Origin of the sequence: Corynebacterium sp. 51B (genome assembly GCF_008930785.1) — a bacterium.
Classification (GTDB): Bacteria; Actinomycetota; Actinomycetes; order Mycobacteriales; family Mycobacteriaceae; genus Corynebacterium; species Corynebacterium megadyptis.
Genome location: NZ_PQMK01000002.1, coordinates 298,780 through 324,528 on the forward strand (window position 1 = coordinate 298,780; position 25,749 = coordinate 324,528).

The 25,749-nt window shown below is 62.5% G+C and carries 22 protein-coding genes; 18 read left to right on the forward strand and 4 right to left on the reverse strand.

Annotated features, from left to right (window positions below; translation table 11 throughout):
• Positions 1-108: 108 nt before the first annotated feature.
• A complete protein-coding gene (locus tag GBB14_RS04280; protein WP_151530264.1) occupies positions 109-933 on the reverse strand; it encodes a DoxX family protein in 825 nt (274 codons plus the stop codon).
• A gap of 172 nt (positions 934-1,105) precedes the next feature.
• Entirely contained in the window at positions 1,106-1,708 is a 603-nt protein-coding gene (locus GBB14_RS04285; RefSeq protein WP_151530263.1) for an MBL fold metallo-hydrolase, read from the reverse strand.
• 190 nt (positions 1,709-1,898) lie between these two features.
• On the opposite strand from GBB14_RS04285, the gene uvrA reads away from it, so the two are divergent.
• Positions 1,899-4,757, forward strand: coding sequence for an excinuclease ABC subunit UvrA (gene uvrA, locus GBB14_RS04290; RefSeq protein WP_151530262.1), 2,859 nt, complete (start codon positions 1,899-1,901; stop codon positions 4,755-4,757).
• A gap of 33 nt (positions 4,758-4,790) precedes the next feature.
• On the opposite strand, the gene GBB14_RS04295 is transcribed toward uvrA, so the two are convergent.
• Positions 4,791-6,734: a DUF2339 domain-containing protein gene (locus GBB14_RS04295; protein ID WP_151530261.1), complete on the reverse strand. Its 1,944-nt coding sequence runs from the start codon at positions 6,732-6,734 to the stop codon at positions 4,791-4,793.
• 1,054 nt (positions 6,735-7,788) lie between these two features.
• On the opposite strand from GBB14_RS04295, the gene infC reads away from it, so the two are divergent.
• The 17 genes from infC to tyrS all read left to right on the forward strand — a co-directional run bounded on the left by infC (position 7,789) and on the right by tyrS (position 25,148).
• Positions 7,789-8,310, forward strand: a complete 522-nt coding sequence (infC, locus tag GBB14_RS04300; protein WP_151530260.1) for a translation initiation factor IF-3 — start codon at positions 7,789-7,791, stop codon at positions 8,308-8,310.
• A gap of 41 nt (positions 8,311-8,351) precedes the next feature.
• Complete coding sequence (gene rpmI / locus GBB14_RS04305; RefSeq protein ID WP_018019889.1) at positions 8,352-8,546, forward strand: 50S ribosomal protein L35; 195 nt, start codon at positions 8,352-8,354, stop codon at positions 8,544-8,546.
• A 66-nt stretch (positions 8,547-8,612) separates the two neighbouring features.
• On the forward strand, positions 8,613-8,999 hold the full coding sequence (gene rplT, locus GBB14_RS04310; protein WP_151530259.1) for a 50S ribosomal protein L20: 387 nt from the start codon (positions 8,613-8,615) through the stop codon (positions 8,997-8,999).
• A gap of 455 nt (positions 9,000-9,454) precedes the next feature.
• A complete protein-coding gene (locus GBB14_RS04315) occupies positions 9,455-9,895 on the forward strand; it encodes a TM2 domain-containing protein (RefSeq protein WP_151530258.1) in 441 nt (146 codons plus the stop codon).
• A gap of 40 nt (positions 9,896-9,935) precedes the next feature.
• Positions 9,936-10,748, forward strand: coding sequence for an RNA methyltransferase (locus tag GBB14_RS04320; protein WP_151530257.1), 813 nt, complete (start codon positions 9,936-9,938; stop codon positions 10,746-10,748).
• A gap of 153 nt (positions 10,749-10,901) precedes the next feature.
• A complete protein-coding gene (gene pheS, locus GBB14_RS04325; protein ID WP_192796224.1) occupies positions 10,902-11,978 on the forward strand; it encodes a phenylalanine--tRNA ligase subunit alpha in 1,077 nt (358 codons plus the stop codon).
• Between the two features lie 79 nt (positions 11,979-12,057).
• Entirely contained in the window at positions 12,058-14,571 is a 2,514-nt protein-coding gene (gene pheT, locus GBB14_RS04330) for a phenylalanine--tRNA ligase subunit beta (protein ID WP_151530255.1), read from the forward strand.
• Positions 14,572-14,811: 240 nt separating this feature from the next.
• Positions 14,812-15,855: an N-acetyl-gamma-glutamyl-phosphate reductase gene (gene argC, locus GBB14_RS04335; protein WP_151530254.1), complete on the forward strand. Its 1,044-nt coding sequence runs from the start codon at positions 14,812-14,814 to the stop codon at positions 15,853-15,855.
• Between the two features lie 85 nt (positions 15,856-15,940).
• A complete protein-coding gene (argJ, locus tag GBB14_RS04340; protein WP_151530253.1) occupies positions 15,941-17,101 on the forward strand; it encodes a bifunctional glutamate N-acetyltransferase/amino-acid acetyltransferase ArgJ in 1,161 nt (386 codons plus the stop codon).
• 90 nt (positions 17,102-17,191) lie between these two features.
• Positions 17,192-18,133: an acetylglutamate kinase gene (gene argB / locus GBB14_RS04345; RefSeq protein ID WP_151530252.1), complete on the forward strand. Its 942-nt coding sequence runs from the start codon at positions 17,192-17,194 to the stop codon at positions 18,131-18,133.
• Between the two features lie 7 nt (positions 18,134-18,140).
• Positions 18,141-19,337 (forward strand): acetylornithine transaminase, encoded by a 1,197-nt coding sequence (locus tag GBB14_RS04350; protein WP_151530251.1) that lies wholly within the window; start codon positions 18,141-18,143, stop codon positions 19,335-19,337.
• A complete protein-coding gene (gene argF / locus GBB14_RS04355; RefSeq protein WP_151530250.1) occupies positions 19,334-20,293 on the forward strand; it encodes an ornithine carbamoyltransferase in 960 nt (319 codons plus the stop codon). The genes GBB14_RS04350 and argF overlap by 4 nt, the downstream gene beginning before the upstream one ends.
• Complete coding sequence (locus GBB14_RS04360) at positions 20,290-20,781, forward strand: arginine repressor (RefSeq protein WP_151530249.1); 492 nt, start codon at positions 20,290-20,292, stop codon at positions 20,779-20,781. The genes argF and GBB14_RS04360 overlap by 4 nt, the downstream gene beginning before the upstream one ends.
• A 148-nt stretch (positions 20,782-20,929) precedes the next feature.
• Positions 20,930-22,126, forward strand: coding sequence for an argininosuccinate synthase (locus GBB14_RS04365; protein WP_151530248.1), 1,197 nt, complete (start codon positions 20,930-20,932; stop codon positions 22,124-22,126).
• An 88-nt stretch (positions 22,127-22,214) separates the two neighbouring features.
• Positions 22,215-23,651, forward strand: a complete 1,437-nt coding sequence (gene argH / locus GBB14_RS04370; protein WP_151530247.1) for an argininosuccinate lyase — start codon at positions 22,215-22,217, stop codon at positions 23,649-23,651.
• Positions 23,652-23,662: 11 nt separating this feature from the next.
• The gene (locus GBB14_RS04375; RefSeq protein ID WP_151530246.1) at positions 23,663-23,839 is read left to right on the forward strand and encodes a Trm112 family protein; all 177 of its coding nucleotides are present in this window, start codon (positions 23,663-23,665) and stop codon (positions 23,837-23,839) included.
• Positions 23,840-23,864: 25 nt separating this feature from the next.
• Complete coding sequence (tyrS, locus tag GBB14_RS04380) at positions 23,865-25,148, forward strand: tyrosine--tRNA ligase (protein ID WP_151530245.1); 1,284 nt, start codon at positions 23,865-23,867, stop codon at positions 25,146-25,148.
• 249 nt (positions 25,149-25,397) lie between these two features.
• On the opposite strand, the gene GBB14_RS10670 is transcribed toward tyrS, so the two are convergent.
• Positions 25,398-25,749, reverse strand: a 352-nt coding sequence (locus GBB14_RS10670; protein ID WP_225976610.1) for a hypothetical protein, incomplete at its 5' end; no start/stop codon positions are given.

Sequence of the window (25,749 nt, forward strand, 5' to 3'; positions counted from 1 at the left end):
GTACCCCGCCTCGCTCGCGATACGCATAACGCCCCAGCTGCCCCCGCACGGGGACACAACTGGGGCGTTGGTGGATGTGCTGGCACTGATACTCAGTGCCAGGGTGGCTTAGGCGAAGTCCTTGACCTTCTTGTCCAAGCTCTTCTGTGCCTTGCGCAGGGCCTTGTCGGCGCGCTTCTGCAGTTTCGGAGCGTTCTTGGAGGCATCCTTGCGGGCCTTCTCGGCGCGCTTCTGGGCCTGGTCGGCAGCCTTGACCAGCTTCTTCTTAGCGGTCTTGGTGTTGGACTTGGCCAGATTCAACCAGTCGTCCTTGTTGTCGTCCACATAAGACTTAGCCTCGTCGGCGTAGCCGGAGACCTTCTCGGAGGTGCTGGACAGGAAGTCCTTGGTGGCGGAGTTGACGGCGGAGGCCTGCTCGGCCACGTTCTCCTTGAACTTCTCCGTGTCAGACTTGCCCGGAAGAGCGGACTGGATGGTCTTGTTGGCATCCTTAGCGGCACGGTTAGCGCGCCACTTCAGTCCGGGCTTGCCGGCGGTGTCGGCGGAGGCGATGAACAGCCCGCCCAGCAGAGCAACGTCCGTCATAAAGCCGCTGCGGCGAGCGGCCTTCTCGTCCTCGTTCTGGGTCTCCCAGAAAGCGTGGCGAGCGAGAATGGTGGGAACAGACAGCACTGCGAGGGTGCCGGCTGCCAAGCGCGGCGCCTTGCCCAAGGCCAGCAGGGTGCCGGCGGTGGTCTTGGTCACGCCAATGGCCTTCGCCACGGTCTCCGGATCCTCCGGCAGCTTGCGGCTGTAGTCATTCGGCAGCACCGAGCGCAGACGGTCGAGGATAGTCTTGGTGCCCTCGACGTGCTTCTCGGTATTAGTGATGGTGTCCACACCGTCAGCGATGTAGACGGTGGCCACCATGGGGCGAGCGATCTTACGGATCATTCGTTCTTCCAGCTCCTTATATGTTTTCTGGTAGCTCGCAGCCCGTGTCGGGCTCGAACTGAAGTTTTACCTCACACCATCCTAGACGAAAAGGAGATAAGGCCGAGGCGCGCCGTGCTCTCAGGTAGGTGGAGGAATATCTGGCACGCTGCGTCGATAGGCGCTATGCGGCCTACCAGCCGCGCTCGCACCACTCTTCGAGATGCGGTGCTTCGGCCCCCACCGTGGTGGAATGGCCGTGGCCGGGGTGAACGTGCGCCTCGGGCGGGTAGACATCAAAGACGCGTTCCTTGACATCGGTGATCAGGCGGGCGAAATCTTCTTTGGAGTTGGTCTTTCCCACGCCGCCGGGGAAGAGGCTGTCACCAACGATGAGGTGGGTATCGCCGTCGATGGTCAATTCCAGGCACAGACCGCCCGGGGTGTGACCGCGGAGGATGAACACGGGAATCTCGTGGCCGGCGAAGCTGAGGGTATCGCCGTGGTCCAGCTCCTCGTCCACATCGCAGGGCAGCGCGGGCGCATCCAGACTCGAAGAGATGTGGCGGGCGCCGGTGCGCTGCAGGATCTCTGGGAGCGCACCCACGTGATCGCCATGGCGGTGGGTGGTGACCACCGTGGTGATCGTGGCCTTGTGCTTGGCGGCGAGCTCCATGAGGGCGTCTGGGTTCGAGGCGGCGTCGATAAGCATCGCCTCATCGCCAGCGACCACAAGGTAGCAGTTGTTATCCATCTCGGATACAGAGAGGGAATCCAAAATTAGTTCGGCACTCATGCGTACTACACTAGATGAGACACAGAGACGGTGGTCGGACGCGGTGGGAACACTCGACTACGCCGTGGGACGGTGGGGCAGACGACCGTATCTCCTCCACGGGAATGAATTGTGTATCAGCGGCGTTGAAGTGAGACGATGCCCAGCATCAACACCGATGTCGTGCACTAGGAAAGGTAGTGGAAAGCCTGTGGCTGAACGCCTCATTGTCCGCGGAGCCCGCGAGCACAACCTCAAAGGGGTAGATATTGATATCCCGCGCGACAAGCTCGTGGTGTTCACGGGTTTGTCTGGTTCGGGCAAGTCCTCGCTTGCCTTCGACACCATCTTCGCCGAGGGGCAGCGCCGCTACGTGGAGTCGCTCTCGTCCTATGCGCGCATGTTCTTGGGGCAGATGGACAAGCCCGATGTGGAGATGATCGAGGGGCTATCGCCGGCCGTGTCGATCGATCAGAAGTCCACCAACCGCAACCCGCGCTCCACGGTGGGCACGATTACTGAGGTCTTCGACTATCTCCGCCTGCTCTATGCCCGCGCGGGCACGCCGCACTGCCCGGAATGCGATGCGGTGATCGACCGCCAGACGCCGCAGCAGATCGTGGATCAGGTGCTGGAGATGGAGCAGGGCACCAAGTTCCAGGTATTGGCGCCGGTGGTGCGCACCCGCAAGGGCGAATTTGTGGATCTCTTCGCGGATCTCGCTGCCCAGGGCTATGCCCGCGTGATGGTCGATGGCGAGATGCATCAGCTATCCTCGCCGCCCAAGCTGGAGAAGCAGATCAAGCACGATATTGATGTGGTGGTTGATCGTTTGCAGGTCAAGGAATCGCAGAAGCAGCGCCTCACCGACTCCATCGAGACGGCGCTGAACTTGGCCGATGGGGTAGTGGTCCTTGATTTTGTGGGGCTTGACGACGCCGACCCGCACCGAGTTCGTCGGTTCTCCGAAAAGATGGCCTGCCCCAACGGCCACGACTTTCATCTCGATGAGATGGAACCGCGCGCCTTTTCCTTTAACTCTCCCTATGGTGCCTGCGAGCGCTGCGATGGTCTCGGTTCCCGCCTAGTCGTGGATCCGGAGCTGCTGATCCCGGATGTCGATGCCAAGGTGGTGGATGCGATCGCCCCGTGGCACTCTTCACCGAATAAGAAATACTTTGTCAAGCTCGTCGAGGCGCTGGCAGAGGCAATGGACTTCGATGCGCACGCCCCCTATTCCTCGCTGACGAAGAAGCAGCAGAAGGCACTCGTGCACGGCTCGAGTACCGAGGTGCGGGTGCGCTATAAGAATCGATACGGTCGCCGCCGCGACTGGACCGCCCCCTTCGAGGGCGCGATCGCATTCGTGGAGCGCAAGATCGAGCAAACCGATTCCGAGCACCAGAAGGAACGCTTCCGCGGCTATATGCGCGAGGTGCCCTGCCCAGCGTGCCAGGGCTCGCGGCTCAAGCCCGAAATACTCTCCGTGCGTCTCGCCTCGGAGGGCCATGGCGAGCAATCCATTGCGGGGGTATCGGCGCTATCGGTCGAGGATGCCCGCGCCTTCCTCGACAATCTCACCCTGAATAAACGCGAGGAGATGATCGCTGGTGCAGTGCTGCGCGAGGTACAAGCACGCCTGCGCTTCCTGCTGGATGTGGGGCTCAACTACCTCACCCTCGACCGCGCTGCCGGCACACTCTCCGGCGGGGAGGCGCAGCGTATTCGCCTGGCCACCCAGATCGGATCGGGCTTGGCGGGGGTGCTCTACGTGCTGGATGAGCCCTCCATTGGGCTGCACCAGCGCGATAACCAGCGCCTGATCGCCACCTTGGAGCGGCTGCGCGATCTCGGCAACACCCTCATCGTGGTCGAGCATGACGAAGACACGATCAAGGCGGCTGACTGGCTGGTGGATATCGGACCTCGCGCCGGTGAATACGGCGGCGAGATCGTCTATCAAGGTGAGCCGGCGGGAATACTCGAGGCCGCCGATTCTCTAACCGGCGATTATCTCTCCGGGGCGAAGGTGTTGGGAGTGCCCGCACACCGCCGCCCGACTGACCCAGAGCGCTGCCTCAAGGTGGTAGGTGCGCGAGAAAATAACCTGAAGAACGTGGATGTGACCATCCCGCTCGGCGTACTGACCTGTGTCACTGGTGTCTCCGGATCGGGTAAATCCACGCTGATTAACCAGATCGTGTCCAAGGTGTTGAGCAATGAGCTCAACCGCGCTCGGCTCGTGCCCGGGCGAGCCAAGCGCGTCGAAGGCATCGAGCACCTCGATAAGTTGGTGCAGGTGGATCAGTCTCCGATTGGTCGCACCCCACGCTCGAACCCGGCGACCTATACCGGTGTATTCGATAAGATTCGTACTCTCTTCGCCGAGACCAGCGAATCCAAGGTGCGCGGCTATAAGGCGGGCCGCTTCTCCTTCAACGTCAAGGGCGGCCGCTGCGAGGCCTGCAAGGGCGATGGCACCTTGAAGATCGAGATGAACTTCCTGCCGGATGTCTACGTACCCTGCGAGGTATGCCACGGGGCCCGCTACAATCGCGAAACCCTCGAGGTGCGCTACAAGGGCAAGAACATCGCCGAGGTCTTGGACATGCCCATCGCGGAGGCGGCGGAGTTTTTCCAGCCGATCACCTCGATCCACCGCTATCTCAATACGCTCACTGAGGTGGGCTTGGGCTATGTGCGGCTGGGCCAATCGGCCACCACGCTCTCGGGCGGCGAGGCGCAGCGCGTGAAACTCGCCGCAGAGCTGCAGAAACGCTCCAATGGCCGCACCATCTATATCCTCGATGAGCCCACCACGGGCCTGCACTTCGAGGACATCCGCAAGCTCATGCTGGTGATCCAAGGCCTAGTGGATAAGGGCAACTCGGTGGTGATCATCGAGCACAACCTCGATGTGATCAAGGCTGCCGACTGGATTATTGACATGGGGCCCGAAGGTGGCGATGGCGGCGGCCAGGTGGTAGCCGAAGGCACACCCGAGGATGTCGCCCAGGTCTCCGGCTCCTATACCGGTCAATTCCTCCAGCCCTTGCTGGCCACGGTCTAAGCAGCAGCCAGCGCAGCCATAGCTGGAATGCCCCTAGCGGCCCGCGCCTGGATCGGGATGCTGGGGACGGGTATCCGCTGCGGCCATCGCTGGCTGCGCTGCGGCAGGGTCCTGGGCTTGGTGCGGCGCCGCGGCCGTGCCCGTCGTATCAGTGGCGGAGGGGCTGATCGTGCGGGAGCGAATGATCGCCACCACGAGGAGAACGAGGCCGCAGCCGAGGAAGGTGATCGTGCGTGCCACAGAGTCGAGAGTGGTGAGATCAAAGAACACCACCTTGACCGTGGCGGCAAGGGCCAGCAACAGCCCGACGGGAAACTCATAGTCGCGGGCGATGGGGGTCTTGCCCAGAATGATGAGTGCCGCTGCCACCATCCAGCACACCGATGCCACGGCATGCGAGGTGAAGAATGCGGCAGAGATCATGCTGGGGGCAAGCGTCGCGGTGGCGCGGGTGACGGCGAGAACAATGAGCGTGATCGATAGAGAAAGGGTCAGTACCCCGCCCAGCACATATGACCGTGTCGATAGCCCCCGCAGAAGTGAGGGCACATGGAAGGCGCCCAGCACTCCGAGTGTGGTGAGCACGACGAACAGCGGCGGCTGCTCGCCGAGGCGAGTATAAGCAGCGCCCAGAAGGGTCATCACGGTCAGTGTCTGAGACAGCATGATCAGCTGGATGGCGATGAGCCACCCCACCCACAGCTGCGCCCTGCCGGAAGCAGACATCGGCACTAGTGTGGCGACGCGGACGGCTGCCCACACCAGGATCATGGACACGGCGAGAAAGACCAGACCAAACAATTCAGCATTAGCGGCGGAGAAATCAGCGGCGAACCAGGCCACTACCGCTGCCAGCGGCAGCAGGAGCTGGAATAGGGCATAGTAGCCGCGGGCGTATAGCAGCGCGGCTTCGTTGAGCGAATAGCTTCTGCGATGTGTCTGACCACGCTGCGGCGGGGCGGGAGGCAGCGGAGTCAGCAGCCCCCATCCGCCGCCGAGATCTCCGGTGCTCGTCGTTATGCTGCCGAGGCTGTGTGCTGTGTATGCCGCGTAGCCGCTCACGATGGCCACGGGGAGAATGAGCAGGAGGGGATAGAGGGCGGGGGAGTTGCCCGCAACAGTAAGGCCCACGAGGAGCACCACGAGCAGATGCGTCAGCACGGAGCGGCGAAGCTGCTCGGTGGCTGCGGCGTCCGCGCGTTCTCCCTGCTGGGTTGCGGTTTGTGCGAGGTGGCGGGCGGCGTGAATACCCGCCAGGCATAGCCACGCGTAGGCGGCCGCTGTGTAGAGCAGGAGAACACCGGGTCCGAACCCGCGCTCGTCCATCAACAGCGCCACGGCGTTGAGGTCTGCGTAGACTCCGAACATGCCTATCAACGCGCTGGCGACGCGCGCCTTCGACCACCCGCGCAGCCACGCGACGCCGTAGACCATGACGGCAAGCAGGAGGACGGGCACGAAGATACTCTCGCCGGAGGCGACTCCCTCGGGGGCGAGGAAAATGAGACATAGACCAGAGACCGTGGACAAAAGAACCACGGCGAGCTCGGCGCGCATCCAGTGGCTCAACCACAGATATGCTGCGCTGAGCAAGAGAATCAGAGCGGCCGCGAGATAGCCGGGCATCCAGCCCAAAGGCGAGTAGAGCGCCAGGGTGGTGACACAGGCGGTGCCAGCGGAGGTCACCACCAGCGCCGTGACGGCGCCTGTGGCGGTGTTGGTGCTGCGATAGTGGCGCACAGCGATAAAGAGCATCACTGCGGCTAGCAGATATGCCGTCGCCACCCGCGCGCCAGGGCCAAACCAGCCATTCGAGATCGCGATATTGACTAAAAAGCCCACGCCGAACAGGGTGAGGATACCGCCGCCGGCGGCGATGACGCGCAGCGTTGATACCTCATCGCGCCACCACTGTCTCCGTACTGTGTGCTCCGGCTGGCCGCTGCTATAAGGCGTGTGGCCTGGGTGCGGACCCATGGGCGCACCCTGCTGGGGTGATGCTATGGGTGCGCCGACAGGCGGGCGCGGTCCCTGGCCCTGCGGCGTCGGATAGCCCGCTGGCAGTGGGGAGCCGTATCCCGGTGGTGGCGGGGGATAGGGCGGCTGCCCGCCGGACTGCGGATAGCCATAGCCATAAGGCTGCGGACTAGGCGCGGTCTGTGCCTGCGGGCTCGGTTGATTCCAGTTCTGTGGTGCACCTACCGGGCGCCGGCCACCGCGAGAGGAGTGCAGAGGATGCGCCGCCCCTGAGTCAAGCGAGGAACGAATAACCGCAACCGCCTGCTGCATGGAGTTAGCGGCGCGAGATAACTGGTCTAAGGCGAGGTAGAGCTGTTCTCTCTCACTATCCGTTGTCTGCGACTGTGACGGCGCCTTACTCGGAGGTTGCTCCTGAGGTGGTTGCCCGTGGGGCGGCTGCTGAGGGCGAGGAGAAGGATAAGAATTTTCTGCCATAAAACCTAGATTAAGTCAGCCGTGACACCGTCGCTCGGCACGACAATGAAGGGTGTACTACATGCGCAAGAAGTCCAGCTAGACTACTCTACGGGTGCTCCTCGAACGGGGTATCTGGGTGGGTGTCTTCCCATCGTTGGGGTGTGCCGGCGCAGCGCTGGGCGGAGTAGTACGCGGAGGGGATTTGTTCTCGGCGCAGTGAGCTGTTAAGGTGTGGAGCACTACCGCTTACAGTCGTGTATTACGGCTGTTGTGGATTAATCAAAGTGGAGATCCCTCCCACCCGAGGCCCGCATATGTGAGGATCAGGGTTTGCATCACGCCACAGCGGGCGAGCACTGTGTGTTTGCCGGTGAGGTGTGTTGAGTGGATCTCCCGCTCTTCTCGCAGACTACTGCCGAGAAGGACGGGAGTTTTCTTATTTCCGCTCCGCGTGTGTTGCCACACCGCAGGTGCGGGAAGGTTCGGGGATCATTGCGCGAGATATCGATTAAGCGGTCAGTTACGCGCCGCGCCTGCTAAGGCGGGGCGTGAAAGAACAAGAGTCACGTTATTTTCGTCGATCTGAGGAGTCCCCATCAGCGCTGAAGCTCGCATCAATGAGCGAATCCGAGTACCGGAGGTCCGACTTGTTGGCCCCGGTGGTGAACAAGTAGGAATCGTCCGTATTGAGGACGCTCGTAAGCTTGCCTACGACGCAGACCTCGACCTCGTTGAGGTCGCACCTAAGGCCAAGCCGCCGGTGTGCAAGATCATGGATTACGGCAAGTACAAGTACGAACTGGCCCAGAAGGCCCGTGAGTCCCGCCGTAACCAGCAGCAGACGGTGGTCAAGGAGCAGAAGTTCCGTCCGAAGATCGACGACCACGACTACGAAACTAAAAAGAATAACGTCGTTCGATTCTTGGAAAAGGGTTCCAAGGTCAAGGTGACGATAATGTTCCGCGGCCGTGAGCAATCGCGACCGGAGCTGGGTTTCCGTCTGCTGGAGCGTCTTGCAGAAGACGTCGACGGCATCGGAATCGTCGAGGCTCGTCCCAAGCAGGACGGCCGCAACATGACCATGGTTCTCGGCCCTGTACGCAAGGGCAAGAAGTAACTAGACAGAAACTTTTTACAGGGTTCTAAGGAAGAAGACTTATGAAGCAGAAGACCCACAAGGGTATGGCTAAGCGCGTGAAGATCACCGGCAAGGGCAAGCTCCGTCGCGAGCAAGCCGGCCGCCGCCACCTGTTGGAGGGTAAGCCTTCCACTCGTACCCGCCGTCTGAAGGGCACCACCGACGTTGCCAAGTCGGACGTCAAGCGCGTCAAGCGCATGCTGGGCAAGGCTTAAGAGCCTCACCCACCCGCCCCCTTCATTCACCAACACTTTTAATTGATCAGTTAAGGAAGTATCACTGTGGCACGTGTCAAGCGCTCAGTAAACGCTAAGAAGAAGCGTCGCAAGATTCTGAATTCCGCTAAGGGCTACCGCGGCCAGCGTTCCCGCCTCTACCGCAAGGCCAAGGAACAGTGGCTGCACTCCATGACCTACGCTTACCGCGATCGTCGCACCAAGAAGCGTGAGTTCCGTCGCCTGTGGATCACTCGTATCAACGCGGCAGCGCGCCTGAACGACATCACCTACAACCGCCTGATCCAGGGCCTGCGCCTAGCCAACATTGAGGTTGACCGCAAGATTCTTGCTGAGCTCGCCGTGAACGACTTCGCTGCATTCTCCGCTATCTGCGATGCAGCCAAGGCTGCTCTTCCGGAGGACGTCAACGCCCCGAAGAACGCTGCCTAATCGCTCAAGCAGCAGGTGCTGCCTTGTAGAAGGGCAGCGACCGCAGCACTATCCACCCCGCACCATCTCTGGTGCTGGGTGGTTGTCTGCGTTATGGGCTCGACCGCGCACCAAGGCCACTATCTCCGCACCACGTGTCGAACACATAAGCGATGCCACGCCGGCAGGTGTCCGGGGCGTTGTCTAGTGTGAGTTACGCGTTGATTGTGCAGGATAACAACGCATATAGGCATAGTATCCGGCGCGATCGTTTTGAGTGTTGGCATTGCTTATCGACGCCGGTTGTCCAGATTACCCTCACTTTCGTGGTCATAGCTGCGAAGGCCGAGGCGACATGGTTAGATTGAACGAATCATCGGCATGGACCGAGCCGGTGCGCACCACCCAGTGGGCGCCTCGAGCCAGGTGCCGGTGAATAGAACTAAAGGTAAGAGAAAGGTGGCTTAACGAAGGCCATGGCTGAAATCGAGTACGACAAGGACGGTTTGCCCGTGGAGAAGAACCGCCCCGCTTATGATTTTCCGAACCACGCGCAGAACCCCCAGGGCTACGGCCAGACCCCCCAAGGCTATGGCCAGCAGGTGCCGGCACAGCAGTACGGCATGGCTGGGAACTATCCCCAGAACATGGCACCGGTGCAGCAAAAGTCCAAGGTGCTCGCCGCTGTGCTCGCGTTCTTCCTCGGAACCTTCGGCGTGCACAACTTCTATCTCGGCCGGAATGGCCGCGGCGCAGCCCAGCTGGTGTGCACCATCTTCGGCTACCTGGGTCTGCTGTTCATCATCGGCGCATTCGTCCTTATCGCCGTGGGAATCTGGGCTTTTGTCGAGTTCATCATGATCCTGGCAGGCATGGGCGGCTATGACCGCGACGCTAATGGAGTGCCGCTGAGCTAGCGCCAGTGAGCAACCGCGGCGATGCTGCTAGCCTAGGGCCATGCACCTAGACTTCAGCGATGCCTTTACCGAACGCACCCCGCGCGTGGTGGCCGCCGCCAAACTGCTCCGCCCAGCTGGGCGCAAAAAGGCCCAGCGATTCCTCGCGGAAGGCGAAAACGCGGTGGAAGCGGCAGTACGCCGCGGAGTAGCCACCGATATTTTCGTGACGGAATCCGCGAACGCCCGCCACGCCGGCATCGTCAATACCGCCGCATCCTCGGGCGTATACGTCCACCCCGTGACCGACCGTGCTGCCAAAAAGCTGGCAGACACCGTGTCGGGCACGGGGATCATTGCTGTTTGCACCCCGATCGTCACCCGCGTCGATGCCTTTTCCGAGGCGCCCGCGCCTACGTTGGTGAGTATTCCCGTGGACACATCAGAGCCGGGTAATGCGGGAACGCTGATCCGTGTCGCCGATGCGACCGGCGCCGATCACGTGCTCTTCGCTGGGGACACCGTGGACCCGCTCAACCCAAAGGTGGTGCGCTCCTCGGCCGGCTCGCTGTTTAACGTGCCCGTGACCCGCGAACCCAATATCCCGAAGGTCCTCGACGCCGTCCGGGAGAAGGGGCTACAGATCGTGGCCACCACCGCCGAAGGCGAGACCAGTCTGGATGATGCCCAGGAGGTTCTCGCACAGCCCACCGCCTGGCTCTTCGGAAATGAGGCGCATGGCTTGCACGAGAAGCTGATCGAGCAGGCCGATGTGCGTATCCGCATTCCGCTGCGGGGCCGCGCAGAGTCCTTGAACCTCGCCACCGCCGCAGCGATCTGCATGTATGAATCCTCGAAGGCACTGAACTCCTAGCGAGCTCATGCTCCCCAGTCGGCGGGCAGCGCCGAAGAGCCAACACGCCTCGGCGCGGCCACAAGAGTCGATACAGCTGGCGTAGTTCCACCCCCTGTGCTGTGCAGGCAACAGGCAGAGCAGTAAACTGCTACCCACTACAATGCCCACAGAATGTGTACTGCCGCGCAGAAAGGTTCGGACGAAGAGACGGTGTCTGAGATTCAACTGACCGAAGAGAGCTTAAACAAGGCCGCCACCGAGGCCATCGACGCTTTTGATACCGCCTCCTCGCTGGAGGAGCTGCAGGCGGCCCGCAAGGCACACCTAGGGGATCAAGCCCCCATTCCCCAGGCCCGCCGCAGCCTCGGCCAGGTGCCTAAGGAGCAGCGCAAAGAGCTGGGGCGACTGGTGAATATGGCGCGTGGTCGCGTCGAAAAGCACTATGCGCAGACGCATACCGTGTTGGAGGAGAAGCACAACCGCGAGGTGCTGGAATCCGAGCGCGTCGATGTCACGGTGCCCACCACCCGCAGTCAAAAGGGAGCGCTGCACCCGATCACCACGCTGAGCGAGAATATCGCCGATATTTTCATCGGCATGGGCTGGGAAATCGCCGAGGGCCCCGAGGTGGAGGCCGAGTACTTCAACTTCGATGCCCTGAACTTCCTCCCAGACCACCCAGCGCGCACCTTGCAGGACACCTTCCATATTGCTCCCGAAGGCTCCCGCCAGGTGCTGCGCACCCATACCTCGCCGGTGCAGGTGCGCACCCTTTTGTCGCGCGATCTGCCGCTGTATATCGCCTGCCCAGGGCGGGTGTTCCGCACTGATGAGCTCGACGCCACCCACACCCCGGTATTCCACCAAGTGGAGGGGCTGGCCGTGGATAAGGGCCTGACCATGGCGCACCTGCGCGGCACGCTTGATCATTTGGCCAAGACCCTTTTCGGCCCTGAGACCCGCACTCGTATGCGCACCAATTACTTCCCCTTCACCGAGCCCTCGGCAGAGGTAGACGTGTGGTTCCCGAATAAGAAGGGCGGCGCCGGCTGGATCGAGTGGGGCGGTTGCGGCATGGTGAACCCGAATGTGCTGATCGCCGCCGGTATTGATCCGAAGGAATACACCGGATTCGCTTTCGGCATGGGGCTGGAGCGCACCCTGCAATTCCGCAATGGACTCTCCGATATGCGCGATATGGTCGAGGGCGATGTGCGCTTCACCTTGCCCTTCGGAGTGCAGGCATAGAAATCACGCGAGCGGCGCAGCGCTGTGCCGCACTGTGATGTACGCAGCAGAGTTAAGAAGGAAAAAGAGCTAAGACACAATGTTCATTTCTCAGAACTGGATCACCCGACTCCTCCGCGCCTATGCCGAGCAGCCCGATTTCAGCATCGACTCCGAGCAGCTCGACGCCGCCTTCGTGCGGGTCGGCTTCGAAACCGAGGGCTATGCGCCGCTGCCGGAGATCACCGGCCCGCTCGTGATCGGCCGGGTGGACAGCATCGAAGAACTCACCGGCTTTAAAAAGCCCATCCGCTTCTGCCATGTCAATGTTGGCGAGGCCAATGGCACCGGCGAGCTCCAAGAGATTGTTTGCGGTGCCCGGAATTTCTCCGAGGGCTCCTATGTGGTGGTCTCCCTGCCGGGTACCGTGCTGCCCGGTGGGTTCGAGATCTCCGCACGCACCACCTATGACCACACCTCCGCCGGCATGATCTGCTCCGCTATGGAGCTGGGGCTGACCGATAAGCAGAACCCAGGCATCATCACCCTGCCGGAGGGCGTGGCAGAGCCGGGTGCGGATGCCCGCCCGGTCCTCGGCTTAGATGACACCGTCTTCGAAGTGAATATCACCCCAGATCGCGGCTATGCGCTTTCTGCCCGTGGCCTGTCGCGGGAGATCGCCTCGAGCCTGAACATGCCCTTTGTGGATCCCGCGCACACTCCCGCGGTGGCCGATATTGAGGTCGCCGTTCCCGAGGTTGCCGGCTCGCTGCTCGACGTGGATGTGCACGAGGACACCAAGGCACGGCGCTTCGGTCTGCGTAAGGTCACGGGCATCGACCCTGCCGTGCCCACGCCCTTCTGGATGCAGCGCGAGCTGATGCTGTGCGGTCAGCGCCCGGTAAACCTCGCCACCGATGTGACGAACTATGTGATGCTGCTGCTCGGCACCCCAATGCATGCCTTCGATGCCTCGCTGATTAGCGGCGACCTCGTGGTCCGCCGCGCCACCGAGGGTGAGACGCTGACCACGCTCGATCACGTGGAGCGCGAGCTGCACCCCGAGGATGTGGTCATCTGTGATGACAACGGCGTGCAGTCTCTGGCCGGCGTGATGGGCGGAAGCTCCTCCGAGGTGAACGAGAACTCGACGGATATCTATCTCGAAGCCGCCATCTGGGACCAGATCACGGTGGCGCGCACCTCTCGCCGACATAGGCTGAGCTCTGAGGCTTCTCGACGCTTCGAGCGCGGCGTCGATCCGCAGGTGGTGGAGGTGGCCCTTGATGTCGCCGCAAGCCTGCTCGCCCGTCTGGGTGGGGGAGAGGTCGCTGAAGAGCGCACCCTCGTGGAGGTCGCTGAGCATGAGCCCGTGACCGTGATGATGGAGGTGGATTTCCCCTCCCGCTATGCCGGTGTGCACTACGAGGAGTCCGTGGTGGTGGCACGCTTGGAGGAGGTGGGCTGCCAGGTGGCGCGACAAAACATCACCCTGGCCATCACCCCGCCGAGCTGGCGCCCCGATATCACCATGGACGTGGACCTAGTGGAGGAGATTCTGCGCCTCGAGGGCCTGGAATCGATTCCCTCGATCGTGCCCACCGCTCCTGCCGGTAGGGGTTTGAGCCCCGCGCAGCGACGCCGCCGCGCCATCGGCCACGCCTTGGCCTATTCCGGCTACGCGGAGATTCTGCCCACCCCCTTCATGGAAACTGCAATCCTCGATCAGTGGGGATTGGACTCCGAGGATGAGCGCCGCAACGTCGTGCACGTGCAAAACCCGCTCGAATCGGATCACTCCGTACTCGGTACCACCCTGCTGCCGGCGATGCTCGATGCCGTAAAGCGCAATGTTGCTCGGGGCCACGCCAGCGTGGCGTTGTTCGGCCAAGAGCAGGTGTCCTTCCACCGCGCCGACAGCTCTCCCATGCCTTCTACGGCCCAGCGACCCAGCGCAGAAGAGATCGAGCAGTTGCTCACCTCCTTGCCCTACCAGCCACTGCACGTGGCCACGGTGGCCTGTGGCAACAAGGTGGCCGAGGGGCCGTGGGGTGTCGGCCGTGCCTACACCTATGCGGATGCCATCGAATCCGCGCGCATCGTCGCCGCTGCCGCGGGCGTGGAGCTGGAATTGGCGAATGCCGAACAGCTGCCTTGGCACCCCGGCCGCTGCGCCGAGCTGCGCGTGGACAATACCGTCGTCGGCTATGCCGGCGAGCTGCACCCGCAGGTGTGCAAGGACACCGAGCTGCCGCCGCGTACCTGCGCCATGGAGCTGGATGTCACCGCCTTGCCGCTGGAGGAGAATTTCCCCGCGCCCGTCCTCTCTGCCTACCCGGCGCTGCTGCAGGATGTGGCACTCGTGGTGGATGAGGATATCCCCGCAGAGACCGTGCGCACCGTGGTGGCCCAGGGCGCGGGAGAGCTGCTCGAGCATGTCGAACTCTTCGATATCTACCGCTCCGAGGCCCTCGGCGAGAACAAGAAGTCCCTCGCCTTCGCGCTGCGTTTCCGTGCCGCGGATCGCACCCTCACCGACGAGGAGTGCAACGCCGCACGCATGGCGGCCGTGGACCTAGCCAAGGAAAAGCTCGACGCAACCATCCGCGCCTAGCAGCGCACCTGCGGGGCTCACGCCCTGCACACCTCGATACGCTCTGATGCGTAGTAGCGGAGGACCCCAAGAGGGGTTCTCCGCTTTTGTGTGTCGTGCACCCCGCCGCCGCCTCGTTCTCCGCATCCCCCGCAGGCGGTGCGGGCTATGTCCGCCCCGGCGCGACCAGCGGCCTCCCTCCGCCACGCCACGGCAATGCATAGTTTGCAAACTGCTGCATAAAAGCTATACTTAGCTTCTATGACTATTTCTGTTGCCGTCGCTGGAGCCACAGGTTATGCCGGATCCGAGATCCTGCGCCTGCTGCTCGCTCATCCCGCCTATCTCAGCGGAGAGCTGCGCATTGGCGCCCTCACGGCGAACTCCTCGGCCGGGCAGAGCGTGGCAGATTTGATGCCCCAGCTGCTGCCGCTGCACGAGCGCGTCATCGAGGAGACCACCGCCGAGAACCTGGCCGGCCATGATGTGGTTTTCCTTGGATTGCCGCATGGTTTTTCCGCAGAGATCGCCCGCCAGGTCGGGGAAGAGGCCATCGTGATCGACTGTGCGGCCGATTTCCGCCTCCGCGACCCAGAGGCGTGGACGCGCTACTACGCATCAGAGCACGCAGGCAGCTGGCCCTATGGCATTCCAGAGATGCCTGGTCACCGCGAGCAGCTGCGCGGTGCCACCCGCATCGCAGTGCCGGGCTGCTTTCCCACCGGCGCCACCTTGGCGCTGATGCCCGCGGTAGCGGCAGGACTCATTGAGCCCGATATTGCGATCACTTCCATCACGGGTGTCTCTGGCGCCGGCAAGAAGGCGTCGGTGCCGCTGCTGGGATCGGAAACCATGGGTTCACTCAAGGCCTATAACACCGCCGGTAAGCACCGTCACACCCCCGAGATGATTCAGAACCTCGCGGAGTTCACCGACAGCGAGATCACGCTTAGCTTCACCCCGGTGCTGGCCCCGCTGCCGCGCGGCATCCTCACCACCGCGACCGCCCCGGCTCGTCCTGGGGTGAGCGCCGCCTTCGCCCGCGCCGCCTATGAGCAGTTCTACGCCGAGGAGCCCTTCGTGCAGCTGCTGCCCGCCGGCCAGCAGCCCCAGACCCAAAATGTGGTGGGGGCGAATAGCTGCCAGGTGCAGGTCGAGCTGGATGAACTCTCCGGCCGACTACTGGTGACCTCCGCGATCGATAACCTCACCAAGGGCACCGCCGGTGCCGCGGTCCAGTGCATGAACCTGGCTCTCGGCTGGGAGGAAACACTGGGTCTACCCTTGGTGGGTGTGGCCCCTTAAGGGCTAGGGGATTATCTCCTCCGTTCAGCGTTCGCCTTTCCACTGTTGTTCTTATTCCCTCATATAACGTCAAGGATTTTCGCCCATGAGCACTCAGAGCATCACCACTCCCGCCGGCTTTGTGGCTGCAGCAACGACTGCAGGCATTAAGCCCTCGGGCAAGTCGGATATGGCACTTGTGGTTAATCAAGGCCCGGAATTCGTGGCCGCCGGCGCGTTTACCCGCAATCGCATTGTGGCCTCTCCGGTGAAGCTATCGCGCACGGCCGTGGCTGATGGCCAGCTCACCGCGGTGCTGTATAACTCCGGTAACGCCAATGCCTGCAATGGTGTCCAGGGCGACAAGGACGCGGCGGAGCTCACCGCGCAGGTCGCCGCAGCTCTGGAGTGCAGTCCCACGGACGTGGCGGCGTGTTCGACCGGGCTGATCGGTGAGCCTTTGCCCATGGATAAAGCCCGCGCTGGCGTGCGCGCCTTGGTGAGTGATCTCGGAGATCACGGCGCCGCTGCTGCCCAGGCCATTCTGACCACGGACACCACCGATAAGCAGAGCTTCTTCAGCGGCGAGGGCTGGTGCATGGCCGGCATGGGCAAGGGCGTGGGCATGATCGCGCCCTCGCTGGCCACCATGCTGGCGTGTCTGACCACCGATGCGAAGATCACCGCCGCCATGGCCGATGAGGCGATCCACAAGGCCACCGCCGTCACCTTCGACACCCTCGATATTGATGGCTCGACCTCTACGAATGACACCGTATTCCTCTTGGCCTCGGGCGCCTCGGGCATCGAGCCCACCCAGGAGGAGCTGGATGCCGCGGTGCTCGCGGTATGCGCTGATCTGGCCGATGCCATGCAGGCCGATGCCGAGGGCGTGACCAAGCGGGTCAAGATCGAGGTCACCGGCGCCACCTCGGATGCTCAGGCGCTCAACGCCGCCCGCACCTTGGGCCGCGATAACCTCTTCAAGTGCGCGATGTTTGGCTCTGATCCCAACTGGGGCCGGGTGCTCGCCGCGGTCGGCATGGCCGATGCGGACATGGATCCGGAGCACATCTCCGTGTACTTCAATGACCACCCCGTGTGCATTGATACCGGCGGCACCCCGGATGCCCGCGAGGTGGATCTGTCCGGCGCGGATATCGATGTCCGCGTGGATCTGGGCATGGACGGTAAGGGCTACGCCATGGTGCGTACCACCGATCTGTCCCATGCCTATGTCGAAATCAATAGCGCCTACTCCAGCTAAATAGCCGCCCACGACGTGCAGCGTGTTCCATCCGGGCACATAATCTAGCGACCCCCGCCGCACGGCGGTATCGCTGCGAGAGAAGAAGAGATGACGAACGACCTAACGAGGAATCTGGACAACGAAGTCCGGGCCAATGTGCTTGCTGAGGCGCTGCCCTGGCTGCAGCACTTCCGCGACAAGATCGTGGTGGTCAAGTACGGCGGCAATGCCATGGTGGACGAGGAGCTCAAGGCTGCCTTCGCCGCAGACATGGTCTTTTTGCGCACCGTGGGCGCCAAGCCCGTCGTGGTGCACGGCGGCGGCCCGCAGATTTCGAAGATGCTCAGCCGCGTGGGCCTGGAGGGGGAGTTCAAGGGAGGTTTCCGTGTCACCACTTCTGAGGTGATGGAGATCGTCCGCATGGTGCTCTTTGGCCAGGTCGGCCGCGATCTCGTGGGATTGATTAACTCTCATGGCCCCTATGCGGTGGGAACCTCCGGCGAGGATGCCGGATTGTTCACCGCTACCAAGCGCTATGTCGATGTCGGTGGCGAGCATCTCGATATCGGACTCGTGGGAGACATCGTCGATGTCAATCCTGAAGCCTTGATGGACATTATCGATGCCGGCCGTATCCCCGTGGTCTCTACCATCGCCCCAGGGCTTGACGGCGAGGTCTACAACATCAACGCGGATACCGCCGCCGGCGCTCTGGCCAGCGCTATTGGCGCGGAACGTCTGCTCATCCTCACCAATGTCGAGGGTCTCTATACCGACTGGCCCGATAAGTCCTCGCTGGTATCGAAGATCACCTCCTCGGAATTGTCCAAGATCCTGCCGCAGCTGCACGAGGGCATGATCCCGAAGATGGAATCCTGCCTGCGGGCAGTCGATCAGGGCATCAATGCCGCCCACGTAGTGGATGGCCGCATCGCCCACTCCGTGCTGCTGGAGCTGCTCACCGAGGGTGGCATCGGCACCATGGTGCTGCCGGATTCCTATGACACCGAGGACTATCCCGAGTCCACTATTTTTAGAAAGGACGCCTAAACCAGTCATGACTGCTCTTGAATCATGGTCCGGCGCGCTGATGAACACCTACGGCACGCCCGCGGTGGAACTGACCTCCGGTGAGGGCGCCCACGTGCGCGATGCCGCTGGCAACACCTACATCGATATGCTCGCCGGCATCGCCGTCAATGCGCTGGGACATGCACATCCAGCGCTTGTCGACGCCGTCTCGCAGCAAACCCAGACCCTCGGCCATGTCTCGAACCTCTTTGCTTCGGCCCCCACCGTGGACTTGGCACAGCAGCTCAAGGCCCAGCTATCCCGTCTCGATGCGGTGGCCGGCGAGAGCGCTCGGGTGTTCTTCTGCAATTCCGGAGGAGAAGCCAATGAGGCCGCATTCAAGCTTGCTCGCTTGACCAAGCGGTCGCGTGTGCTCACCGCAGTGCATGGTTTTCATGGCCGCACCATGGGCTCGCTGGCGCTCACCGGCCAGCCCGATAAACGCGCCGCCTTTGAGCCTTTGCCGGCGGGAGTGGAGTACTACCCCTATGGCGATATCGACGCGCTGAACGAGATGGTCGCTCGCGCGCCTGAGGACGTGGCGGCCATCATGCTCGAACCCATCCAGGGCGAAACCGGCGTGGTGCCCGCACCTAAGGGATTTCTGCGGGCCGTGCGCGAGCTATGCGATCGCCACGGGATCCTCATGATCGTCGACGAGGTACAGACCGGCATTGGCCGCGCCGGCGACTTCTGGGCCTTCGAGCACGAAGCGGGAGTAATTCCCGATGTGATCACCATGGCCAAGGGCCTGGGCGGCGGGCTGCCGCTCGGGGCATGCATGGCCACTGGGCGTGCCGCTGAACTCTTTGGTCCCGGCTCCCATGGCACGACCTTCGGCGGTAATCCCATCGTCTGCGCCGCTGGCCGCGTCGTGGTGGACACTGTTGCTGATCCCGCCTTCCTCGCGAGCGTGCGGCAGAAGGGAGAGCGCCTCGCGGACGGCGTCGACAAGCTAGAGCTGGTGGATCACGTGCGAGGCCGCGGCCTCATGCTGGGACTGGTGCTGCACAAGCCGCTAGCGAAGAAGGTGGTAGAGGCCGGCTATCGCCACGGCCTGATCCTTAACGCCTGCGGCGATGACGTGCTGCGTCTGACCCCGCCGCTGGTGATCACCGAATCCGATATTGACGACGCGATCGTCCGTCTCGCCGAGACTTGTAAAGAGGTAGAACAGCAATGACCACAGTGCGACATTTCCTCGCCGATGATGACCTCAGCCCCGCCGAACAGGCGGAGGTGCTGCAACTGGCCCTAGAGCTCAAGAAGGATCGCTATGCGAAAAGCACCTTCGCTGGTCCGCAGACCGTAGCGCTGCTGCTGGACAAGACCTCGACGCGCACCCGTTTTTCCTTCCACGCCGGCATCGCCGAGCTCCAGGGCAGCCCCATTGTGGTGAACACCGGCAGCAGCCAGATGGGCAAGGGAGAGACCTTCGAAGACACCGGCGCGGTGCTATCGCGTTTCGTCTCGCTCATCGCCTGGCGCACCTATGCCCACGAGAACCTTGAGCAGATGGCGACCACGGCCACGGTGCCGATCATCAACGCCTTAAGCGATGATCTGCACCCCTGTCAGATCCTCGCCGATCTCCTTACCTGCGTGGAGCATCTCTGCCCCGAAGCGGGGCCGGAGGGACTGCACGGAAGGAAAGCGGTGTATCTCGGCGATGGCGCGAATAACATGGCCAACTCCTATATTCTCGGCTGCGCCACCGCGGGCATGGACATCACCATCATCGCCCCGGAGGGTTTCCAACCGGAGCAGCGTTTCGTCGAGCGTGGCCGCGCTATCGGCCAGCGCACGGGAGCCACCGTCGCCGTCAGCGCCGATGTGGCCGATGTCGCCGGCGCCGACGTGGTGATCACCGATACCTGGGTATCGATGGGCATGGAAGAAGACGGTATCGACCGCACCACCCCCTTCCAGCCCTATCAAGTCAATGCCGAGGTCATGGCGCAGGCTAAGGACGACGCCATCTTCCTGCACTGTTTGCCGGCCTATCGCGGCAGTGAGGTCACCGCCGAGGTGATTGATGGCCCGCAGTCGGTGGTCTTTGATGAGGCGGAAAATCGACTTCACGCCCAAAAGGCACTGATGGTGTGGCTGATGGAACACCAGGAAGGCGGTAGCGCGTGAGCCAGCCCGTATCGAGAACCGCCCGGCAGGCGCGGATCCTCGAGATCCTCAACGACAGCCGCGTCTCCAGCCAGGTGCAACTCTCCGAGCTTTTGCTCGACGAGGGCATCGATATCACCCAAGCCACCTTGTCCCGCGACCTCGATGAGCTGGGAGCGAAGAAGGTGCGCCCCGACGGTGGCCGTGCCTTCTACGCCGTGGGATACCAAGAACCCGCCGCCAGCAATGAGCTGCGAGGGCCCCGAGAGAAACTGCGTCGCATGCTGGAAGAATTGCTCGTCTCTGTCGATCACAGCGCCAATATCACCGTGCTGCGCACCCCGCCCGGGGCCGCCCAATACCTGGCGAGTTTCATCGACCGCGTAGGGATGCACGAGGTAGTAGGCACGATCGCCGGCGATGACACGGTCTTCGTTCTGGCCAGGGAGCCACTCACCGGGGTGGAATTGGCCGAACGCTTCCGCAAAACCAGCCGCGAGAACAGCTAAGCCTCCCACGATGATGGGAGTGCGCGCGTGCACCCTCATCATCGCGGAGCAGCAGACTACACTGTGAATGTTCCGCAGCAGCGAGAACTAGATACTTACACTGAAAACACACCATTGTGGTGACTACCACCAAGGAGAATGACTGATTATGACTAACCGCGTTGTGCTTGCCTATTCCGGCGGCCTCGATACCTCTGTTGCTATTCCGTACCTGGCCAAGATGACCGGCGGGGAAGTGATCGCCGTATCGATCGACCTGGGTCAGGGCGGCGAGGATATGGAATCCGTGCGGCAGCGCGCCCTGGACTGCGGCGCCGTGGAATCCATCGTGATTGACGCCAAGGACGAGTTCGCCGAGGACTACTGCCTGCCCACCATCAAGGCCAATGGCATGTACATGAAGCAGTACCCGCTGGTGTCTGCTATCTCTCGGCCGCTGATCGTGCAGCACCTGGTGCGGGCTGCTGAGGAGCACGGCGGCACCCACGTCGCCCACGGCTGCACCGGTAAGGGCAATGACCAGGTGCGTTTCGAGGTGGGCTTCGCCGACCTCAACCCAGACCTGAAGGTGATCGCCCCGGCCCGCGACTACGCATGGACCCGAGATAAGGCCATTGCTTTCGCGGAGGAGATCAACCTGCCGATCGAGCAGTCCAAGAAGTCTCCCTTCTCCATCGACCAGAACGCATGGGGTCGTGCCGTGGAGACGGGCTTCCTCGAGGATCTGTGGAACCCGCCGACAAAGGATCTCTACGCCTACACCGAAGAACCCACCCTCGGCAACGCCCCCGACGAGGTCATCATCTCCTTCGAGAACGGCGTACCCGTGGCCATCGATGGCCGCAAGGTGAGCGTGCTCGAGGCCATCGAGGAGCTCAACCGTCGCGGCGGCGCCCAGGGCGTGGGCCGGCTGGACATGGTGGAGGACCGACTGGTGGGCATCAAGTCCCGCGAGGTCTACGAGGCACCCGCGGCCATGATCCTCATCAAGGCCCATGAGGCCCTCGAGGACGTCTGCTTGGAGCGCGAGCTCGCCCGCTACAAGCGTGGCGTGGACGCCCGCTGGTCCGAGGAAGTCTATGACGGCCTGTGGTTCGCCCCGCTGAAGCGTTCCCTCGATGCCTTCATCGACTCCACCCAGCAGAACATCACCGGCGATATCCGCCTCGTGCTTCACGCCGGCAGCATCGTGGTCAATGGTCGTCGCTCCGAGAGCTCGCTCTATGACTTCAACCTGGCCACCTATGACACCGGCGACACCTTCGACCAGTCCATGGCCAAGGGCTTCGTCCACCTCCACGGCCTGTCCTCCCAGATCGCCTGCAAGCGCGACCGCGAGGCCTAAACTAGAGAGCCTGTGCGCCGATTCGAAGCCTGTGCGGCCTCGGGTCGGCGTCTCGGCTGTGTACCACCAACCAATTAAAGGAACTCACATGGATAAGCACGGAACCAACCAGGGTGCGCTGTGGGGCGGGCGCTTTTCCGGCGGGCCCTCCGAGGCGATGTTTGCGCTGAGCGTGTCCACCCACTTCGACTGGGTACTCGCCCCCTATGACGTGCTCGCCTCGCAGGCCCACGCGCGGGTGCTGCACAAGGCGGGTCTGCTCAGCGATGAGGACTATACAACCATGCTCGCCGGCCTCGAACAGCTCGGCGCCGACGTGGCCGATGGCAGTTTCACCCCGGACCCCAGCGACGAGGATGTGCACGGCGCTATGGAGCGCGGCCTCATCGATCGCGTCGGTCCGCAGGTGGGCGGGCGGCTGCGCGCCGGCCGTTCCCGCAACGATCAGGTGGCCACGCTCTTTCGCATGTGGGTCCGCGACGCTATCCGTGAGATCAGCCTCGGCGTGCTCGAGCTTGTCGACGCCATCTCGCGCCAAGCAGCCGCGCACCCCCGCGCCATCATGCCGGGTAAAACCCACTTCCAGGCTGCGCAGCCGGTGCTGCTCGCACACCAGCTGCTCGCGCACGCCCATCCGCTGCTGCGCGATGTCCAGCGCCTGCAGGACCTAGATAAGCGCCTCGCAGTCTCGCCCTATGGCTCCGGCGCCCTCGCCGGCTCCTCGCTGCAATTGGACCCCGAGGCCATCGCCGAAGAGCTCGGCTTTGATTCCGCCGCCGATAACTCATTGGATGCCACCGCCTCCCGCGATTTCGCCTCGGAGACGGCCTTCGTGCTGGCCCAGATCGCGGTGGATATGTCCCGCTTCGCCGAGGAGATCATTGCGTGGTCCACACCGGAGTTCAACTATGTCACCCTGGCCGATGCGTGGTCGACCGGCAGTTCGATCATGCCGCAGAAGAAAAACCCGGATGTCGCCGAGCTGGTGCGCGGTAAGTCCGGCCGTGTGATCGGTAATCTCTCCGGTCTGCTCGCCACCCTCAAAGCCATGCCCTTGGCCTATAACCGCGACCTGCAGGAAGATAAGGAACCCATCGTGGACTCCGTGCAGCAGCTGCAGTTGTTGCTGCCCGCCATGACTGGGCTGGTGGGCACTCTCACCTTCAACGAGCAGCGCATGCGCGAGCTCGCCCCCGCCGGATTCACCCTTGCTACCGATCTCGCGGAGTGGATGGTGCGCGAGGGCGTGCCCTTCCGAGAAGCCCACGAGGCCTCCGGCGCCTGCGTGCGCCTCGCCGAGTCCCGAGGAGTGGACCTCGTTGATCTCAGTGATGAGGAGCTGGCCAGTGTGGATAGGCGGCTGACCCCGAAGGTGCGCGAGGTCCTCACCATCGATGGCGCCGTCGCCTCCCGCACCACCCGCGGTGGTACTGCCGGGGTGCGCGTCGATGAGCAACGCGAGCGCGTCGACACGCTCGCGGCCGAGTATCGTCAATGGGCCACCACACCCGTCATCGGGCGATAGGATGATATGCCATGAGTATTGATCCCGATTTGCTCGAGGTGCTTGCCTGCCCCCAAGACAAGGGACCGCTGAGCTATGACGCCGACGCGGATGTGCTGGTGAACCCCCGCTTGCACATTGCCTATCGCATCGACGATGGCATCCCTGTGTTGCTCGCCGATGAGGCACGCGACTTCCCCGAAAAATAATCCATCTTCTAGCCCTGAGGACTTCATGTCTGACAACATCATTGATGAGCTGCACTGGCGCGGCCTGATTAACCAGTTCACCGACCTCGATGCCTTGCGCGAGGCCTGCGAGAACCCGATCACCCTGTATTGCGGTTTCGATCCCACGGGCTCCTCGCTGCATGCCGGCCACCTCGTTCCGCTCATCATGCTCAAGCGCTTCCAGCAGTTCGGCCACCGCCCGATCGCTATCGCCGGCGGCGCCACCGGCATGATCGGCGACCCGCGCGACGTGGGGGAGCGGTCCATGCTCTCCGAGGAGACCATCGCGGAGAACGTGGAATCCATTAAGGCCCAGCTGGAGCGCTTCGTGGACTTTGGCGATGGCAACAACGGCACCGCCTTGATGCTCAACAATGCCGACTGGACCGGCCAGCTGAGCGTGATCGCATTCCTGCGCGATTTGGGCAAGAACTTCTCGCTCAACACCATGCTCGATCGCGACACCGTGAAGCGTCGCCTGGACAGCGATGGCATGTCCTACACCGAGTTTTCCTACATGCTCCTGCAGGCCAATGACTTCGTGCATTTGCAGCGCAACTACGATTGTGCGCTGCAGATCGGCGGCTCCGATCAGTGGGGCAATATCGTCTCCGGTGTGGATCTCAACCGCCGCCTCGATCAGAAGAAGGTGCACGGACTCACCGTGCCGCTGGTCACCGACGCCGATGGCCAGAAGTTCGGCAAATCCACCGGTGGCGGCAAGCTCTGGCTGGACGCGAAGCTCACCAGCGCCTACGCTTGGTACCAGTACTTCATCAACGCCGGCGACTCCGTGGTCATCGACTACATGCGCTGGTTTACCTTCCTCAGCAAGGAAGAAATCGCCGAGTACGAGCAGGAAGTAGCCGAGCGCGCCTACAAGCGTGAGGCCCAGAAGCGTCTCGCCCAGGAAATGACTGACTTGGTGCACGGCGTGGAGGCCCGCAAGGCCGTGGAACTTGCTGCGCAGGCCCTGTTCGGCCGCGGTGAACTCACCGATCTCGACGAGAAGACCTTGGCTGCTGCGGTCACCGAAACCTCCAATGGTGAGGTCGTGGATATCGCGGCCGATGAGCCGCACACCATCGTCGATCTGCTCGTGGCCTCCGGCTTGGCCGAGTCAAAGGGTGCTGCTCGACGCACCGTTAAGGAAGGCGGCGCCTACGCCAATAATGAGCGGGTATCCGACGCGGAGTGGGAGCCCAGCGCCGAGGACCTGCTGCACGGCAGCTGGTTGGTACTGCGCCGCGGCAAGAAGAACTTCGCAGGCGTGCGCCTGCTGACATAGTCGCATCTGTAGCGCTGCACGGCGAGGACCACGTGGGAACACCCCGCGCGGTCCTCGCCTTTTTGTGTGTATGGGGGAGAGAGGTGCGCTGTCGCCAATAGCGGTACAACTGAGCACCTCACCTCCATGTCCCGATGTAGGAGGCAGGGGTATTGGTGGGGTAGGTGCTTTCTGGCCGTGAGTACTCAGCACCGACCGGCCCTTAGAGGGGCGGCTATAAACGTGTACAACGTAGCCGTACTGGCGCCTTTATTTGGGTGTTGTGCTGGGGTTTTGGTGTTGGGTGGGGGTTGTGTGTAGTGTTTTCGGAGTCAGCGAGGCGGCCGGCGCGGTTGTGTTGGTTGTTTTGTTGGTGGTGAAGGTTTTACCGGGTGTTGTTCGGTTGTTGGTTTGACTGTTACGGTGCTTGTGTATTAAGCTTTCGACACGCTGCTTGATGGCGCTGCTTGTGTGTGGTGTTTGATGGTGTGCGGATGTTGTTTGAGAACTCGATAGTGTGCCAGCTTTGTTTTGTTGATGTGTGCTGCTTTTGTTGTGGTGTGCGTGTTTGGTTGTGTGTGGATCGGGTGCCCTTGTGATTGGGGTTTGTTTGGTCGCATGT